Here is a 17382-nt window from a genome sequence, read left to right on the forward strand (position 1 = left end):
CCTCCCATTTCCCGATGTCCAAGAAATGGGAGGCAGTTCACCGGCACCTTTGTGGTGGTTTTGCTGACTCGTCCGACCTGTCCCAACGGTTTGTCTCAATCTGTAACAGGTAGGGCCCAAATAATCGGTTAGCTGTTACAGATCGAGACAGACCACGGATGCTCGGCCGAAAATCTCAATCTGTAACAGGTAGGAACGATTTTGCCCCTTAGATGTTACAGATTGAGATATTTGACAGCTTGAATCGGCATCGCCTACAGCGCGGCGACGACCTTGTCGCCCATCGTCGTGGTGCCGAGGATCTTATCTGCCGGGGTGTTGACATCGGCGATGTCACGGGTGCGCCAGCCCTCGTCGAGCACGCGCGCCACGGCGCTCTCGATCCACGCGGCTTGCTCGCCCATGTCGAGCGCGTAGGTCAGCAGCATCGCCACCGACAAGATTTGAGCCAGCGGATTGGCCACGCCGAGCCCCGCGATGTCAGGAGCGCTGCCAGCGCTCGGCCCAAACAGCGATACGCCATCATCCAGCGAGGCAGAGGCAAGCATACCGAGCGATCCGGTAATCTGAGCCGCCTCATCGGACAGGATGTCGCCGAACATGTTCTCCGTCACCACGACGTCAAAGTCTGCCGGTCGACTGATGAGCTGCATGGCGGCGTTGTCGACGAGCAGGTCCTCAAGCTCCACGTCGGAGTACTCCTCGTCTTGCACGCGATGCACGATCTCGCGCCACATGCGGCTCGTCTCCAGCACGTTGCGCTTGTCAACGCTCGTCACCTTGCCGCGACGTTTGCGCGCCGCCTCAAATGCCTGGCGCGCAATGCGCTCAATCTCGTACTCGCGATACTCCATCACGTCGACCGCACGCTGACCGGCCGCACCCGCAGCGCCCGCGCAGGTCACGGATGCGGGCGCCAAAGTCCCACGGCATGTTGTAGCCCATCGTATCGGGGATGTTCACGACCGTGGCACCGGCCTTTACGGCCGCCTCGATAATGCGCACCAGAAACTCCTGATCGGAGCGGCCGGCATCCTCGGCATAAAACTCAACATCGTCAACGAACTTGCGAGCATGTTTGACGGCATGGATCGCTCACTCAATTGCCCTTTCCTCAGTCATATGGAGCTTGTCGCGCAGGTGACTGGTGCTCACACCCAGCCCTGTATGGATACGGGGCCTCTGGGCCGTTTTGAGCGCCTCTGCAGCCACTTCGATATCCCTGTCGACAGCGCGCGTCAGGCCGCATACCGTGCATCGGTCGCCCGCAATCTTGCCAATCTCCTGTACGGAGCGAAAGTCACCAGGACTCGAGATGGGAAAGCCCGCCTCGATAACGTCCACGTTCATGCGCACCAGCTGGCGGGCGATGAAGAGCTTTTCCTCGGTATTCATGCTGGCGCCCGGCGACTGCTCACCGTCGCACAGGGTGGCGTCAAAGATTGTGATTTTGCGGCTTATATGTTCCTCCTGATTGACCGTTTTATGACAGATGGCTTTCAGGAGAGAGAGAAGGCCTAGAGATAGAAAAATACCCGTGTCGCTCATCACGCCTGAAAGCGGAAGACGATAGCGCACCCGGGTACAACAAATCGTTATAGCGAGATTACAACCCTAGCGCGCTATCCAATCTAGTAGCGCTAGGCCTAGGAGCTGTTGCGTGTTCTTAAACATGTTGGGCTCCCTTCGGCCTCGGGTAGTACTACATCGCGCTAAAGTACAACACAAGTAAAACCACCACAAGGGTGCCTGTCCCCTTCGTGGTGGTTTCGTTGACTCAAAAGCAAGAGACCTGGTCCTGCACGAGGCAGAACCGGGTCTCTTTAGCAATGCTTGCTTTGCTCAGGCAGTAACTGTTAGTTACTCAGCCAGGAAGTCGCGCTGGATAGCAGGATCGACCTTGACGCCAGGGCCCATGGTGGAAGACACGGAGATGGACTTGACGTACTTGCCCTTAGCAGAAGAGGGCTTGACGCGCAGGATCTCGGTGTACAGGGCAGCGTAGTTCTCGACGAGCTGCTGCTCGGTGAAGGACTTCTTGCCCAGGGGCACGTGGCAGATGCCGTAGCGGTCGGCGCGGTACTCAACGCGGCCAGCCTTGAGCTCGGAGACCATCTTGGCGACGTCCATGGTCACGGTGCCGAGCTTGGGGTTCGGCATGAGGCCACGGGGACCAAGGATCTTACCGATGCGGCCAACCTTGGCCATCATGTTCGGCGTAGCGATAGCGGCGTCGAAGTTGATCTCGCCCTTCTGAATCTGGGCGACAAGCTCGTCGGAACCGATGATGTCGGCGCCGGCAGCCTCAGCCTCGCGGGCCTTCTCGCCCTCGGCGAAGACGGCAACACGAACGGTCTTGCCGGTGCCGTGGGGCAGGGAGATGGAACCACGGATGTTCTGGTCAGCCTTACGAGTATCGATGCCCAGACGGAAGTGGGCCTCGACGGTCTCGTCGAACTTGGCGGTGTCGAGCTCCTTGATGAGCTTGGCAGCCTGAAGGGGGGTGTAGAGCGTGGCGCGGTCGATCTTCTCGGCAGCGGCGTTATAGCTCTTACCATGCTTAGCCATGTGCATTACCTCCTGTGGTTAAACGGGCGTGAGCCCTCCCACATCGTATCGTGTGCCCTATTGCACACATTTAACGGGCGCCCCGGTCGGAGCACCCGTCATTACCTAAAGAAATCGCTACTCAGCGATGGTGACGCCCATGGAACGGGCGGTACCGGCGATGATCTTCTTGGCGGCGTCAATGTCGTTGGCATTGAGGTCCGGCATCTTGATCTCGGCGATCTTGGTGAGCTGCTCCTGGGAGAGCTGACCGACCTTGTCGGCCTGGGGCTTAGCGGAACCAGACTTGAGGTTCAGCTCCTTCTTGATGAGGTGAGCCGCCGGCGGGGTCTTGGTGATGAAGGAGAAGGACTTGTCCTCGTAGACAGAGATCTCAACGGGGATGATGTCGCCCTTCTTGTCCTGCGTCTCGGCGTTAAAGGCCTGGCAGAACTGCATGATGTTCACGCCAGCAGCGCCCAGGGCGGGGCCGACGGGAGGAGCGGGGTTAGCTGCACCAGCAGGAATCTGGAGCTTAATGACGTTGGCAACCTTCTTCTCAGCCATGGTCATTCCTTTCGAATCACGAGTGTGAAGTACTTGCTATATCGTAAGCACGCACGTGTTAGAAGCACTCCTGAGATGAGCAGTCACAGAAGAAGCACGCTCGCGCGAACGGACGAAAACTTAAGCGATGACAGCGACCTGGTTAAAGTCGAGCTCGACCGGCGTCTCGCGGCCAAAGATCATCAGCGTGACCTTGAGCTTGCCAGCCTCGGTGTTAACCTCGGAGACCTTGCCATCAAAGTCGGTAAGCGGGCCATCGGTGACGCGGACGGACGTGCCGACCTGAATATCAACCGAGGTGCGCTTGGGCGAATCGCCCTTACCGGGACGACGAGTCATCTTGTTGTACTCGTCGCGGGAAAGCGGAGCGGGCTTGCCGTTGCCGCCTAGGAAACCGGTGACGCCGGGCGTGTTGCGAACACACGTCCAAGCATCGTCATCCATCTCCATGCGGACCAGGACATAACCCGGGAAGATCTTGGAATCCTTGGTCTCGCGCTTGCCACCCTCTTTGATCTCGGTGACGCGCTCCATAGGAATCTCGATATCAAAGATACGGTCCTGCATGCCCATGGTCTCGATGCGATGCTCAAGATCGGACTTAACGCGGTTCTCGTATCCAGAGTAAGTGTGAACGACGTACCAACGCTTAGACATGGTTTAGCCCCTCAATCCAGAGAACAGAGCAAGAGCCTCGCCAAAGCCAGCATCGAGCAGAGCGATGACGACGCCGACGACGATCAGAGAAGCGCAAACGACGACCGAGTAGTTCATGAGCTCCTTCTTATCGGGCCACGTGACACGCTTCATCTCGGACTTCACCGAAGCGAAATACTTCTTGGTGCGGGCGAAGAAACCAGGCTTCTCGTTCTTCTTAGACTTCGCAGCCTTCTCGCTCTTCTTGGCAACGGCCTTCTTGGCCTCAACCTTGGAGTTGGCGGCAGCGTTGTTGGCAGGTGCCGGCTGCTGTGCCTTCTTCTTGTTCTTCTTGTTGGCCATTTGGGTTACCTCCGCGCAATGCGCTTATACATGAGTAAACCGTAAGCCCCCAAGTGGGAGCTTACGGAATAATGACTGGCACGCCAGGAAGGACTCGAACCCTCAACACTCGGTTTTGGAGACCGATGCTCTACCAATTGAACTACTGGCGTATATGACTAGAGACTAGCGAGTCTCTTTGTGCAGCGTGTGGTGACGGCACCAGGGGCAATACTTCTTGATCTCCATACGATCAGGCATGGTCGACTTGTTCTTGGTGGTCGTATAGTTGCGGCGCTTGCACTCAGTGCACGCAAGAGTAACTAGAGTACGCATGTATCCTGAACCTTTCATTTCCGCCCCGTACGGGCACGAGTTGTTACTTTATCAGCTCCACGTAAGTGCTGTCAATGAAAACCTCGAGTCAATTGGTTCTCGGTGGATCCATTCATATTTGGAACACATCAATGAAGCCATCGAGATCTAATCGACGGTGCATCCAGGACCATTATCGATCCTCTCGACACCAGCAACGGCTCAACATCCATTGCAGAAAAGAACCCGGCACCCATATAAGTGCCGGGTTCTCTAAGTCAGCTATATCAAAGAGCTAATTTACTCAATGATCGTGGAGACGATGCCCGAACCGACGGTGTGGCCACCCTCGCGGATAGCGAAGCGCAGGCCCTCCTCCATGGCGATCGGGTGGATGAGGTCGCCCTCGATGGTGATGTGGTCACCAGGCATAGCCATCTCGGTGCCCTCGGGGAGCTTGACCGTACCGGTAACGTCGGTGGTACGGAAGTAGAACTGAGGACGATAACCATCGAAGAACGGGGTGTGACGGCCGCCCTCCTCCTTGGTCAGAACGTAAATCTCACCGGTGAACTTGGTGTGCGGGGTAACCGAACCGGGCTTGCAGAGAACCTGGCCGCGCTCGATGTCCTCGCGCTTGATGCCGCGGAGCAGCAGACCGACGTTGTCGCCAGCCTCGCAGAAGTCCATGGACTTACGGAACATCTCGATACCGGTAACGACGGTGTTCTGGGTATCCTTGATGCCGACAATCTCGACGGGCTCGTTGAGCTTGAGCTCACCGCGCTCGACACGGCCGGTAGCAACGGTACCACGGCCGGAGATGGTCATAACGTCCTCAACGGCCATCAGGAACGGGAGGTCGTTGTTACGAGCAGGCGTCGGGATGTACTCGTCGACAGCGTTCATGAGCTCGCGAATGGCGTCCATCCACTTGGCGTCGCCCTCGAGAGCGCCCAGAGCGGAACCACGGATGACGGGGATGTCGTCGCCGGGGAAATCGTACTCGGAGAGGAGCTCGCGGGTCTCCATCTCGACGAGGTCGATGAGCTCGTCATCGTCGACCATGTCGCACTTGTTCAGGAAGACGACGATGTAGGGAACGCCAACCTGACGGGCGAGCAGGATGTGCTCGCGGGTCTGAGCCATGGGGCCGTCGGTAGCGGCGATGACCAGGATAGCGCCGTCCATCTGAGCAGCACCGGAGATCATGTTCTTGACGTAGTCAGCGTGGCCCGGGCAATCAACGTGAGCGTAGTGACGGGCAGCAGTCTCGTACTCGACGTGGGAGACGGAGATCGTAATGCCGCGCTCGCGCTCCTCGGGAGCCTTGTCGATGTTCTCGAACGCAGTGAAGTCAGCCTTGCAGCCCTCGGTCTCGGAGAGAACCTTGGTGATGGCAGCGGTCAGCGTGGTCTTGCCGTGGTCGACGTGACCAATGGTGCCGATGTTAACATGCGGCTTAGTGCGCTCAAACTTCTCTTTGGCCATAAAGCCCTCCTCTAAACAGGTCGTCCCCGGACGGGACTTTGCCTTTATACCATAGTGGCCTCTCAACATACTATTGAGAAGCCACCGTGTTACCTATGGTAGCGGTGACTGGATTCGAACCAGTGACGCCACGGGTATGAACCGTGTGCTCTAACCAACTGAGCTACACCGCCGGATGGAGCCTGCAACCAGACTTGAACTGGTGACCTCTTCGTTACCAACGAAGTGCTCTACCGACTGAGCTATACAGGCACTTGACGGGTGGGAGCTATAGGATTCGAACCTATGTAGGCAGAGCCAACGGGTTTACAGCCCGTCCCCATTAACCACTCGGGCAAACTCCCAATCGTTCAAGTATCCGCAGGTCCTTTGGTCTTTTGGACCGCCGCCCCCGCGAACGAAAAAGATAATACGATGCAACCTTGGGGGCTGTCAACGAAAACCTCTAGATACACGGCCCCGGGCGTATCTATAGCCCCGTGACCTGCGGTTTTGTTGAGTTTGGATATGAAGGACGCTGGATTTGCATATAGCGGTAACATTTCCCGAGGGAACACTTTGGCGTAGTGGAGTGAGCCTGCAGATTATTACTTCGATAACGACTCATTTGCACCTATATATAGGTCGAGATCGGGCTTCCTTGGCAAATTCGAGCGTGGATGTTCTCCCGTTTGAAATCGAGCGTGGATAATCTCCCGCTTTTGACGTGCCACTGGGCCCAAAGTGGCAGATTATCCACGCTCAGTCTCCAGGTGGGAGATTATCCACCCTCGTATGTCCGATAATCCACGCTCGATCAAGCAGACCAGGGGCTTCACCGTTTTCATCTCGATCTGTAACAGTAAGAGGGTTATTCCTCCCCTATCTGTTACAGATCGAGATACCACGCAGCGACCCCAGCTTACGTCTCATTCTGTAACAGCTTGAACGGTTTTCAGCCTCTTCGTGTTACAGATTGAGATATTACCCACCAACCCGTCTTAACATCTCAATCTGTAACAGCTTGAAGAGAAATACCGGTCTAGATGTTGCGGATCAAGATTGAATCGCTTGGGCTGAATGTCCCCAAGATATTGGCTGGCGGTCACTAGAACTCAATCTCGTCAAAGTCAAAAGCTTTCAAAGTGAGTCCAACGAGTTTGTCTGTGCGCTCCTGAATCTGCTCGCTCGTCCAGGTATCAGTGTTTACCAACTCGTTGTTCAGGTTCAACCCGTTGCGGTATCCGACATTCGCCCCGTTGACATCCTTGCGGTCTCGCTTGGTCACAAAGGGCATGTTGCTCAGCTTTGAGTTATACCCGGTGATGGTTAGATTACCAAGCGTGTGGACCTGTTTCTCCTGCACCTCAATCGCCTTAGACATGTCGCCGTCCGCAACCATCTTCACCCATTCATCTGGAATGTTCTTGCCCTGAGGGAAGATGTGCTCGATTGTCCAGACGTAGTTTCCGGAGGCGTATCGTTCCCAAAGTGGCTTCATCTCTTTCGTAACGCTCGGAGATGCGATAACAGTAAGGATGTAGCGCGTCATATCGGGATTGACGTCGTAAATCGGCCCCTCAAGACGTTCTTTGAAGAAAGCGTCGCTGGCAGACACATCGACGAGACGCTTCTTGATGTACTCCGCGGCTGCAATGCCCTTGAGCCCCTCGCTTTCGAGGCTCTCACAAATACTGATGAAGAGTCTCTCAAGATCACGTGTGGGAGGTGTATCGGTGAGGTTGCGCCGGACAAAGAAGCAGACGAGGAGCTTAACAAGAAGCGCGAGGGTTTCATCTTTTAGCTCCAATTGGCTCTGCTTCTTAAAGAGGAACAGCAGCAACAGGTAAGATGCGACGCCCTGCGCTCTCGAAAGCTCCAAAAGCTGATGCGAAAGCTCGGAATCCGGGCTCTCTTGATCGAGTCCAATGATCCTCGAATAGAGTGCGGAATTCTCGGTCAGCTCGTCCAACACCTTAAGGGCGCCGTCATCAGATTCCATCCGCTTCTCGTAGATTTTCAGAAGGTTGGACCGCGTGGCAACGGAACCGAGGGGGAGCTGGGAACCAGATTCGCCGATAAATGGCTTGTTCACCTCCCGGCGGAAGGCGTCGTAGTTCTGGCGGAAGAAGCGTTCCTGCGTCTTGTAGTCATCGCCGAGATTGTGGAGCACTTCCTGCCAGCGTTCAAAGTAATAGTTGAGCTGTCCGTCATCCACCCCGGCAACCTTGCCGAGAAGCATGTTCTTGATAAGGTCAACGGCGCTCAAGGGAACACCGCGGTTGTTCAGGGACGCGAACAAGGTGTAGGCGTCAGCATGACTATCGACGGTAATCTGGACCACGACCGCCGAACACACCAACCTGCAGATATCAAGGAGGCAGCGAACGCACTCGATTCCATCCCTGCCCTCAACGTCCTCACCCAGCCGATCGTAAAAATAGTTGAATGCCTTAGACATCTTTCTTAGACCAAGGAACTTCGGCTTTTGTATAACCGTATCTAAGCCGATATGTTCCTTCAAAATCCAGCGGTAATCCTCAAGGTTATGATTCTGAACCTGAGGAATAACGCGCGTGATTGACTTGTCAGATTTCAAGATCAGACGATTGCGCAAGGGTCGAATATCGTCCAACATCATGTCGTCATCGATAGAATCCTTATGCTCCATGATGCGAGTATAGAGGGCGGCAAGGAGAAGACTGAGCGTCGTCAGGCGTTGCTGGCCATCGATAACTTCATAGTGAATGGTATCCATCTTGGAATTCACGGTCCCGTTCACGACAATAAACGAGCCCAGGAAGTAACCGGCGTCGTTTTGGGTGATGTCATCATAGAGATTCGCCCAGTCGCGCTGATTCCAAGTGTATTCGCGCTGGTAACGAGGAATGTCATAGATTTTTAGCATATCGGTCGACAGAATATTGGCAACCGTTGGGTCCTCTACGCTATTAATCATCATGGGTCCTTTCAATCGCCTTGCTCACAAACGACGGGAAATCCTTGTCGCTCTTGACTTCTCGCGCCGAATTAAATCTAGACTATAGTAATACCCATGGGCTACAGGAAAGAGAGCCGTGCACGGCGTGCGATCTTTCGAGAAGCGGCATCGGAGCTCTCAGCGCCTTGGTCACTTTCCACTCTATCCCAGTTGGAGACACAAAGCCCAAAACTCTAATGGAGACAGCAACTGTAAGCTTGGCTTTTCCCGCCTCATTGCACGCGTTTATTGACAATGAGCATCGGTTGCAAAGCACACAAGTGCACTTTCAGATTTAATTGTTGCATATTTGTTGCATGAGCTGTTGCATGAGAAGGCAGAATCAGAGGCTATATCGCCTCTGACCTGCGAAAACTCATGGAGCCAGTGACAGGAATCGAACCCGCAACCCACTGATTACAAATCAGTTGCGCTACCGTTGCGCCACACTGGCACACTTGGCGCTTTCGCGCGAAGCCAATTAAGAATAAAGGAATTGCGGACGAGGCGCAACAGGACGCACAGCGTTATACAAATATGCAAAATCCAGCAACAACACGTACCAGGCCCGTTCATTTCTGTCAGTTCGCCCTCAATCTTAAAACCCTTCGTCAAAACGAATAGTTTTAATTACAATGAAATAGATAAAACTATTCGTTCTGGCGAAGGGTTTCGCGATGTTAACTACCAAGGAAGCCGCCGAACTGCTCGACATCACTCCGCGCAGGGTGCAGGAGCTCATAAAAAACGGAGCACTTGAGGCCCGGAAGGCTTCTGGCGTGTGGCTTATCGACAAAGACAGCGTAGACACGCGACTCCGCTCCGCAACCAAAAGAGGGGGACGGCCTCGTCGTGGACACGGGAAAAGCGAGATCGCATTCACCCTCATGAATCGCACGCACGAGGTCGCCCAGCTGGTCTACAGCACATCGCGAAAAGACTTTACCCACATCGGTGCCGACATCGATTACGCCCACGCCCCTATTGGAGTATTTGGCCCTAATAGCCCCATATCGCTCGACTCCTTCCGCATCTGGTGGCGCGGCCGCGGTATCCCGCTCGCACGCATTGGGCTAGCCTCCCTGCTTGCAGAAGCCGCAGTCGATGTTCCCGATGAACTCGTACAGCGAAATCTTGGTCTCTCCTTATCCGACCAGTATTGGATTAGGCCCCAAGACTCCGGTCTCGCGTGGGAAGATATCAATTTCTTCAATAATGCTTTTGACGACGTCTCTCTCAGCATCGCGCCCTTCGCCCCAGAGGGCAAGGCGGCTGCCGCAAAGCCCGACAACACCTCGGACGGCAATCTTCAAAAGTACTGGACATGCGAGGGTGACCGTCGAATCCTCCACAAGGCAGGTGCGCATCTAAACCAGGAACCCTATAACGAGATGGTGGCGACTGCACTTCACCGTCGCATCCTAAACGCTTGCGATTATGTACCCTATTCGCTCGAAGGCGTGGGTACTTCTGCCCTGAGCATATGCGATGTCTTCTTAACTGATGAAGAAGAGTATGTCCCTGCGTTCTATGTAAACCAGCACGCAAACGCAGATGAACGGCTAACCGACTACGAGCGATATGTAGCAAACTGCGAAGAGCTCGGGGTGACAGGCGTCAAGGATGCCCTTGACCGCATGATTGTATGCGACGACATCATCGCCAACTATGACCGCCATTGGCGTAACTTTGGCCTTGTACGAAACGTCAACACGCTAACCTGCAGACCTGCCCCCATCTTCGATTCGGGCTCATCGCTCTGGTGCAACATTTCTCTTGAGGAGCTTCGGGCAGGAGAGCACAGTTTTACCAGCGCGCAGTTTCATTCAAGCCCCGCGAAACAAATGCTGCTTGTTGAGGATATGAGCTGGTTTGACGGCGACAAACTCGAAGGCTTCGTTGACGAGGCACTCGAGATTCTGTCCAGAAACGACGCGCTCACGGCAAGGCTGCCATATCTAAAAGAGGCACTTACATGGCGCCTCCGTAGAATGATCGACATCGCTGAATGGAGTTAGCGAGACAGCGTCGCACCGTCAGCTCCCCTACCTCCCGCGGAGGGCCTTGAGCTTTGCCAGGGCATCGGGGCTCAGGCGGCTGCCCAGGGTCATCTTGATCTGCGGAGCTTCCTCTGCCTCGTGAACGTCGTTATCGATCTGCTTGATCTCGTCCACCAGCATGCGGCTCGAGATGCGCGTGACTCCCTTGCCCATGACGACGGCCTGGATCGTGCCGTCGCTCGACACCACGGAGCACGCGCGACCTTCCTCGCGCGCCTCAATGCAGAGCTTTTGCACCACGGTATCGGCAGAGACACCCGTCGGCGAAAACTCGATGCGCACGCCACGGGCCGGCAGGTTGGGGCGCTCGCTGGAGATATTGCCCGCACCGTCGAACACGATCACGGCCTCGTAGCGGCCCTGGGCAAACGCGGCAACATCGTTGATGAGTGCCGTGCGCGCCATATCGTGAACGTCGCTGGAATACGGATCATCGGAATGGTCGTAGACGAGCTTTTCGTAGCGCGGCGTGCAGTGGATCACGTTGTAGCCGTCGACCACCAGCAGCTCGGGCTTATTGGAGTGCACCGTCGAGACCGGGTCGGCGATGGCCTGCGCAAACGCATTGCCGCCCACGCCATAGGTCGCGGCCGAAACAATCGGCTTGGCCGAGCCTTCGCCAAAGCGCTTGGCCTTGGACTTGGCGCGGTTCTTCTTGGACATGCGCTACTCCTCCCCCATGAGCTCGCCGGCATTGCGGCGCAGCCACTCAAAGCACAGCGCGGTGGTCGCCTGGGCCACGTTGAGACTCTCGGTCATGCCGCGCTGGGGAAGCTTGGTCAAAAAGTCACATTTCTCGAGCACCAGACGCGAGATGCCGTCGCCCTCGGAGCCCATGACGAGCGCCACGCGGCCCTCGAAGGGAGCATCCCAGCAGCTGCCCTCGGCATGCTCGGAAGCGCCACCCACCCAAAAGCCGGCGGCCTTGAGGTCATCGAGCGCACGGGAGATATTGGGCACCTGCGCGATAGGCAGATGCATGACGGCGCCGGCGGAGGTCTTGTAGCTGCCCACGGTCACGCCGGCGGCACGCTTGTTGGCGATGATGACGCCCGCTGCGCCCACAACCTCGGCAGAGCGCACGATGGCGCCAAAGTTACCGTCGTCGGTCACATGGTCGAGCACCACGACAAGCGCCGGGCCCTCGCCTGCGCGGTCGAGGATGTCGGCGACATCGGCGTAAGGGAAGTTGCCCACCTCGAGCGCAATGCCCTGGTGAGCGCCATGGCTCGACAGCGCATCGAGCTGCGCGCGCGGCACATACTTAATGCGGACGCCCGTGGCGTTGAGGTCATCGACCAGGCGCGACAGAGCGGCATCGCGCTCCCCGCCCTCGGCGATGAGCGCGCACTTGATGGGAAAACCGGTGCGCAGCGCCTCGGCGGCAGCACGACGACCTTCGATAAACTCGCCCTTGGGAACCTGGATAGCGTCGCGGTTACGATCGCGTTGCGGACGTGCGGCCTGGGCGCGATCGCGCTGGCCCTTGGGAGCGGCAGCGCGGTCGTTGCGGCGAATCGGACGCGAGCCAGAAGCAGTCTGCTTGCCGCCACGAGGCGCACGCTTGCGATTGTCGGCCATAAAACGGCCTCCTTTAAATAATTTTCAAACAGGACAAAAGAAGCGACCGCTTAAGACGAATAGCTCAAGCGGTCGGTACGGGTTTTCCAAGTGCCCGAGATTGCCGTGAAAGAGGAGCGACGCGTACTTGAGTACGCGAGCGACGGTTTGAACGGCAAGGTCGGGTGCTTGGGAAACCCGCGGGGATTAGAGAGATTTAATACGAGTGCCCGCGGCAGTATCCTCAATGGTGAGGCCCAGGTCCTTGAGCTGGTCGCGGATGGCGTCGGCCAGATCCCAGTTCTTGGCAGCGCGGGCCTCGGCGCGGGCCTCGAGAATCTTGGCAGCGGCCTCGTCCACGTCGTCGCCCGTGTAGGCAACCAGGCCGGCGGCTACGCCCAGCAGGCCCAGCGGCAACTCGACCTTTGGCTCGGGGAGCTCAACGCCAAACGTATCGAGCAGCTCGACCAGCGTATCGGCGGCGGCAAACGCGGCGGCCTTATCGGCAGCGTCGCCCGCCTGCTCCAGGTACTGGTTGCACTCGGTCACAAAGCCAAAGACGGCACCCATGGCACCGGCGGTGTTAAAGTCGTCGTCCATGCACTCCTTAAAGGTGGCACGGGTCTCGGCGGCCTTGGCGGCAAACGCCTCGGATGCTGCCTCATCGGCATCGGCCGTCGCATGGTTCGCGGCCCAGCGCAGGTTCTCGACCGTACCGGCGATACGCGTGAGCGAGTTCTCGGCACCCTCCAAGCGCTCCCAAGAAAAGTCGAGCGGCGAGCGATAGCTCGTCTGCAGCATCAGCAGGCGCAGGGCGGCAGCGGAATGCTGCTCGAGGACCTCGGCCAGCGTAAAGAAGTTGCCGAGCGACTTGGACATTTTCTCGCCGTCTACCAGCAGCATGCCCGTGTGCATCCAGGTGTTGGAGAAGCCCTGGTGCCAGGCGCAGGTGGCCTGGGCGCACTCGTTCTCGTGATGCGGGAAGGCAAGGTCGGAGCCGCCGCCGTGGATGTCGATCGGGGTGCCCAGGTAGCGATGCACCATGGCGGCGCACTCGGTGTGCCAACCGGGACGGCCCTCGCCCCAGGGGCTCGGCCAGCTGGGCTCGCCGGGCTTGGCAGCCTTCCACAGGGCAAAGTCGAGCGGGTCGTTCTTGTCCTCGTTCTCCTCGATGCGCGCGCCAACCATAAGGTCGTCGATGTTGCGGCCCGAGACCTGACCATAGTTGGAATCGCTGCGCACGGCAAAGTACACGTCGCCGTTATCGGCGGCGTAGGCGTGGCCCTGCTCGATGAGCGTCTTGATCATGGCGATCATGGGGCCGATCTCTTTGGTGGCGCGGGGGCGCACATCGGGATCGAGCACGTTGGCGGCACGCATGACGCCGATGAACTTGTCGGAGAACTCCGTCGCGACCTCGGCAGCCGTACGGCCCTGCTCGTTGGCGCGCTTGATGATCTTGTCGTCGACATCGGTGAGGTTCTGGGCGAACGTGACCTCGTAGCCGCTCGCGATGAGCCAGCGACGAATCACGTCAAAGCTGATGAACGTGCGGGCATTGCCGATGTGGATGTTGTCGTAGACCGTGGGGCCGCACACGTACATGCGGACCTTGCCGGACTCGATGGGCTGGAACTCTTCCTTTTTATGGGTAGCGCTGTTGTAGATACGCATTCGTTACTCCTTAACGGTTTTCTGTAGCAGGCAGACGGCCCAGGCGCCGATTCCCTCGCCCTGGCCTTCCCAACCGAGCTTTTCGGTCGTAGTGGCGGCGACGCCCACGTTTTCGACGTCGACGCCCAGGGCATGGGCAAGGTTGGCGCGCATGGCATCGCGGTGCGGGGTGATCTTGGGTTGCTGGCAGGCAATGGTGCAATCGGCATCGACAAACTCAAAGCCCAGCTCGCGCGCATAGTCCATCACGCGAGCGAGCAGCACCATCGAATCGGCACCCTCGTAGGCGGGATCGGTGTCGGGGAATAGCTTGCCGATGTCTCCCCCGCGGCAGGCGCCCAGAATGGCGTCGGCCAAGGCATGCGCGAGCACATCGGCATCCGAGTGGCCCAGCAGGCCGCGCTCGTAGGGAATGTCAACCCCGCCGATGATACATCGACGCCCCTCCACCAAACGGTGAACGTCGTAGCCGTGGCCAATGCGCAGGTTACTGAACATGGGGAAGGTCCTCTCCCTCGGCCATGCGGCCAAGCAGAATCGCGGTTACGGGACGCAGGTCCTCGGGCACCGTCACCTTAAGGTTATCGCGCGGGCTCTGGACACAGCGGACGCGCCCGCCCATGCGCTCGACCAGCGAAGAATCGTCGGTCCCGATAAAGCCCTCGGCGATAGCTGCGGTGTGGGCGCGCTTCATGGCGTCGACGCTAAAGATCTGCGGCGTCTGCGCGGCCCAATAGAGCTCGCGCGGCGGCGTCTCGACGATATTGTCGCCGTCGACAATCTTGAGCGTGTCGATCGCGGGCTGACCGCACACGACACCGTCGAGGGCGCGGTCGCTCACGAGCACGTCGATCGCATGATCGATGGCCTCGGTCGTGATGAGCGGACGGGCGCCGTCGTGGATGGCGACATATTCGAAACCCGCCGGTACCGCATGCACGCCGGCACGGGTGGAGTCCTGGCGGGTATCGCCGGCATCGGCGAAGCTGATGGGCGTGTCATAGTCAAACGGGTCGATGGCCAGGCGGCGCATCTCGGCACGGCGCTCGGCAGGGCACACCACCACGATGTGGCCGACCTTGTCGCTACGATCGAACGCGCGGATGGACCAGCTCATGAGCGGACGACCCGCCACGTTAACGAGCTGCTTGCCGCCGGGATTTCCAAAGCGCTGGCCGCTGCCGCCGGCAACGACCACGGCGCATACGGGCGCCATTATGCGTTCCCCTGTTTGGTGCCCTTCATGCGGTACAGCGAGTCCGCAAGAATGGCAGGGTTGTTGACGCCAAAGTCGCCCAGGCGCTCCGGATCCTCGCTAATGTCGTCCATGAGCTCCTGCAACGAGCCGTACTCGTCGACGATCTTCTCGGCCACGCCGTCGCGCACGACGGACACGCGCGAAAGCGTGCGCAGGCCCAGTGGCGTCATGACGGAGTCCTCGTCCAGGTCGTCGTAACCCAGAACCGCCGCCACATGCTGTGGGTCGGACAGGTCCTTAGGTGTCATACGGCTTAGGTTGGCGCGAATCTTCTCGGCATTAGCCTCGGAAGAATCACTTGCGTAGTCGCGGATCATCAGGTCATACTCGGTATCCATGCTGGAGCCCGCGAGCTGCTCGAGCTGCATCTGCACGAGCTTGCCCTGGTTGCCCAACTTGACGATGCAATCCTTAAGCTCAGTCTTTGCCTGCTGCATGATCTCGAAGCTCGAGAAAATACCGGTAATGTCGGCGAGCGTAACGTAGTCGTCGAGCTCGAGGGCCGTCAGACGCAGCAGGGAGCGGTCGAGCGACTGACGGGTAGTCTGGAGCGTGGCGACGAGCTGGTTGACCGAGCTCATGATGGTGGTGACGGGCTGGATCTCGTAGCTCTTGCCGTGAACGTACACGTTGACGACGGCACGACGGGCCGAGACCGAGATCACAATGGCATCGGTGAGCACCGACATGCGAGCGGCGGTGCGATGACGCATGCCCGTCTCGCTCGTGGCAAGCGAGGGATCGGGATTGAGATGGAAGTTGGCGCGCAGGATCTGGGTGAGGTCGCCGTCGATGACGATGGCGCCGTCCATCTTGGAGAGCTCGAACAGACGGTTCGAGGTGAACGAAATGTTGAGCGGGAAGCCGTCGTTACCGGCAGCGAGCACGTTTTCGGTGTCGCCAACGCAGATAAGGGCGCCCAGGTGACCGGCGATGATCATGTCGAGGGCAGTGCGGATCGGCTGACCAGGTGCCGTCAGACGGATGGCCTGTTCCATACGCTTTTGCAGCTCGTTCTTATCCAAGGCATCGCTCCCATCGTATACGCTCCATAAACGCTAAATAGTTTCTCACGGTTTGTCCCCGCGGCGCTCGCGAAATCCGATGCTTACAGAATGAGCGAACACAGCTGAGAGCCCCAATCCAAATGAGCTGCTTATGTGGTAGCATCGGGATTCGCATAAATGAGGGAGTAGTCGCGTGATCGGGTTCGCCTCCGGTGGCGCGGCAAGTCAACACACTGGCCGATGCGGCCTGGCTTGCCTTAATGAACGAGACTCGTGGCTGTGCGCGCAACGCGTACGCCACGGGTCTTTTTTGTTACTCCCCCAAGAGGTACACGCGGGCCCGCCCGCAGAGAGGGAGCCAGACTATGGGACTCGCAGAGCTCGTGCTGCTCGCCGTTGGCCTTTCGATGGATGCCTTTGCCGTATCCATCTGCAAGGGCCTTGGCATGAAGAAGATCAACCTTAAAGTCGCCGTGGTGCTCGGCCTGTTCTTTGGCGGCTTTCAGGCCGGCATGCCCGTAATCGGATGGGCGCTTGGCAGTCAATTCATGGGCATCATCGGACCCATCGACCATTGGATTGCCTTTATCCTTTTGGCCTTTATCGGCGGCAAAATGCTGTGGGAAGCCTTTACCGAGGACGAGAATGAAGGCGACGGCAAGGATGCCGAAAAGATTGACCTGGGCGAGTACCTGATCCTCGCCATCGCCACCTCAATCGACGCCCTAGCCGTAGGCATCTCATTTGCGGCGCTCTCGGTTGACATCGTTCCCGCTGTATCGCTTATCGGCGTCACAACGTTTATCTTCTCCGTCGCCGGCGTAGCGATCGGCCACACCTTTGGCGCGCGCTACGAAAAACCTGCCACCATCGTGGGCGGCATCGTGCTCATCCTCATCGGACTTAAGATCTTGCTTGAGCATCTGGGGATTTTGGCGCTGTAACGCCAAACACAATCGCTCAAAA

The 17382-nt window shown here is 57.9% G+C and carries 16 protein-coding genes, 5 tRNA genes and 1 pseudogene; 2 read left to right on the forward strand and 20 right to left on the reverse strand.

The genetic code is table 11. The annotated features are described in order from the left end of the window. Positions 1–254: 254 nt before the first annotated feature. From DW151_RS01350 to DW151_RS01415, 14 genes and pseudogenes are all read right to left on the reverse strand, one after another. Positions 255–920, reverse strand: coding sequence for an isocitrate/isopropylmalate family dehydrogenase (locus tag DW151_RS01350; protein WP_226790685.1), 666 nt, complete (start codon positions 918–920; stop codon positions 255–257). After that, a pseudogene (locus DW151_RS01355) lies at positions 829–1548 on the reverse strand (hypothetical protein). The gene DW151_RS01350 and the pseudogene DW151_RS01355 overlap by 92 nt, the downstream one beginning before the upstream one ends. 312 nt (positions 1549–1860) lie before the next feature. After that, entirely contained in the window at positions 1861–2568 is a 708-nt protein-coding gene (gene rplA, locus DW151_RS01360; protein ID WP_117736544.1) for a 50S ribosomal protein L1, read from the reverse strand. 117 nt (positions 2569–2685) lie between these two features. Continuing rightward, positions 2686–3114, reverse strand: coding sequence for a 50S ribosomal protein L11 (rplK, locus tag DW151_RS01365; RefSeq protein WP_022093893.1), 429 nt, complete (start codon positions 3112–3114; stop codon positions 2686–2688). Positions 3115–3234: 120 nt separating this feature from the next. After that, positions 3235–3771: a transcription termination/antitermination protein NusG gene (gene nusG / locus DW151_RS01370; protein WP_006234984.1), complete on the reverse strand. Its 537-nt coding sequence runs from the start codon at positions 3769–3771 to the stop codon at positions 3235–3237. A 3-nt stretch (positions 3772–3774) separates the two neighbouring features. Beyond that, positions 3775–4113, reverse strand: coding sequence for a preprotein translocase subunit SecE (gene secE / locus DW151_RS01375; RefSeq protein ID WP_118334088.1), 339 nt, complete (start codon positions 4111–4113; stop codon positions 3775–3777). A gap of 76 nt (positions 4114–4189) precedes the next feature. Next, positions 4190–4265: transfer RNA gene (locus DW151_RS01380), tRNA-Trp, on the reverse strand. Positions 4266–4278: 13 nt separating this feature from the next. Further along, positions 4279–4428, reverse strand: a complete 150-nt coding sequence (gene rpmG / locus DW151_RS01385) for a 50S ribosomal protein L33 (RefSeq protein ID WP_022093895.1) — start codon at positions 4426–4428, stop codon at positions 4279–4281. Positions 4429–4707: 279 nt separating this feature from the next. After that, on the reverse strand, positions 4708–5898 hold the full coding sequence (tuf, locus tag DW151_RS01390; protein ID WP_117563790.1) for an elongation factor Tu: 1191 nt from the start codon (positions 5896–5898) through the stop codon (positions 4708–4710). 96 nt (positions 5899–5994) lie between these two features. Then, a tRNA-Met gene (locus DW151_RS01395) sits at positions 5995–6071 on the reverse strand. Positions 6072–6074: 3 nt separating this feature from the next. Then, a tRNA-Thr gene (locus tag DW151_RS01400) sits at positions 6075–6150 on the reverse strand. Between the two features lie 10 nt (positions 6151–6160). Continuing rightward, positions 6161–6242: transfer RNA gene (locus DW151_RS01405), tRNA-Tyr, on the reverse strand. A gap of 743 nt (positions 6243–6985) precedes the next feature. After that, positions 6986–8836 (reverse strand): DUF262 domain-containing protein, encoded by a 1851-nt coding sequence (locus DW151_RS01410; protein ID WP_158571634.1) that lies wholly within the window; start codon positions 8834–8836, stop codon positions 6986–6988. A gap of 400 nt (positions 8837–9236) precedes the next feature. Beyond that, a tRNA-Thr gene (locus DW151_RS01415) sits at positions 9237–9311 on the reverse strand. 223 nt (positions 9312–9534) lie between these two features. Here DW151_RS01415 and DW151_RS01420 point away from each other — a divergent pair. Further along, positions 9535–10875 (forward strand): DNA-binding protein, encoded by a 1341-nt coding sequence (locus tag DW151_RS01420; protein WP_118334091.1) that lies wholly within the window; start codon positions 9535–9537, stop codon positions 10873–10875. A 27-nt stretch (positions 10876–10902) separates the two neighbouring features. Here DW151_RS01420 and DW151_RS01425 read toward each other — a convergent pair whose 3' ends face one another. From DW151_RS01425 to disA, 6 genes are all read right to left on the reverse strand, one after another. Further along, positions 10903–11580 (reverse strand): NYN domain-containing protein, encoded by a 678-nt coding sequence (locus DW151_RS01425; RefSeq protein ID WP_006234978.1) that lies wholly within the window; start codon positions 11578–11580, stop codon positions 10903–10905. A gap of 3 nt (positions 11581–11583) precedes the next feature. Then, positions 11584–12498 (reverse strand): 23S rRNA (guanosine(2251)-2'-O)-methyltransferase RlmB, encoded by a 915-nt coding sequence (gene rlmB, locus DW151_RS01430; RefSeq protein WP_118334092.1) that lies wholly within the window; start codon positions 12496–12498, stop codon positions 11584–11586. A gap of 186 nt (positions 12499–12684) precedes the next feature. Next, positions 12685–14151 carry a cysteine--tRNA ligase gene (gene cysS / locus DW151_RS01435; protein WP_118334094.1) on the reverse strand — a complete coding sequence of 489 codons (1467 nt, stop codon included), beginning with the start codon at positions 14149–14151 and terminating at the stop codon, positions 12685–12687. A gap of 3 nt (positions 14152–14154) precedes the next feature. Continuing rightward, positions 14155–14649, reverse strand: coding sequence for a 2-C-methyl-D-erythritol 2,4-cyclodiphosphate synthase (gene ispF, locus DW151_RS01440; RefSeq protein WP_006234975.1), 495 nt, complete (start codon positions 14647–14649; stop codon positions 14155–14157). Continuing rightward, entirely contained in the window at positions 14639–15367 is a 729-nt protein-coding gene (gene ispD, locus DW151_RS01445; protein ID WP_117820779.1) for a 2-C-methyl-D-erythritol 4-phosphate cytidylyltransferase, read from the reverse strand. Before ispD ends, ispF begins: the two co-directional genes overlap by 11 nt. Then, on the reverse strand, positions 15367–16407 hold the full coding sequence (gene disA, locus DW151_RS01450) for a DNA integrity scanning diadenylate cyclase DisA (protein ID WP_369831362.1): 1041 nt from the start codon (positions 16405–16407) through the stop codon (positions 15367–15369). The genes ispD and disA overlap by 1 nt, the downstream gene beginning before the upstream one ends. A gap of 374 nt (positions 16408–16781) precedes the next feature. Here disA and DW151_RS01455 point away from each other — a divergent pair, with 374 nt between their 5' ends. Beyond that, on the forward strand, positions 16782–17360 hold the full coding sequence (locus tag DW151_RS01455; protein WP_117758652.1) for a manganese efflux pump MntP family protein: 579 nt from the start codon (positions 16782–16784) through the stop codon (positions 17358–17360). Positions 17361–17382 lie beyond the last annotated feature (22 nt).

The sequence above is a fragment of the Collinsella sp. AM13-34 genome (assembly GCF_003473055.1).
In the GTDB taxonomy this organism is placed as follows: domain Bacteria; phylum Actinomycetota; class Coriobacteriia; order Coriobacteriales; family Coriobacteriaceae; genus Collinsella.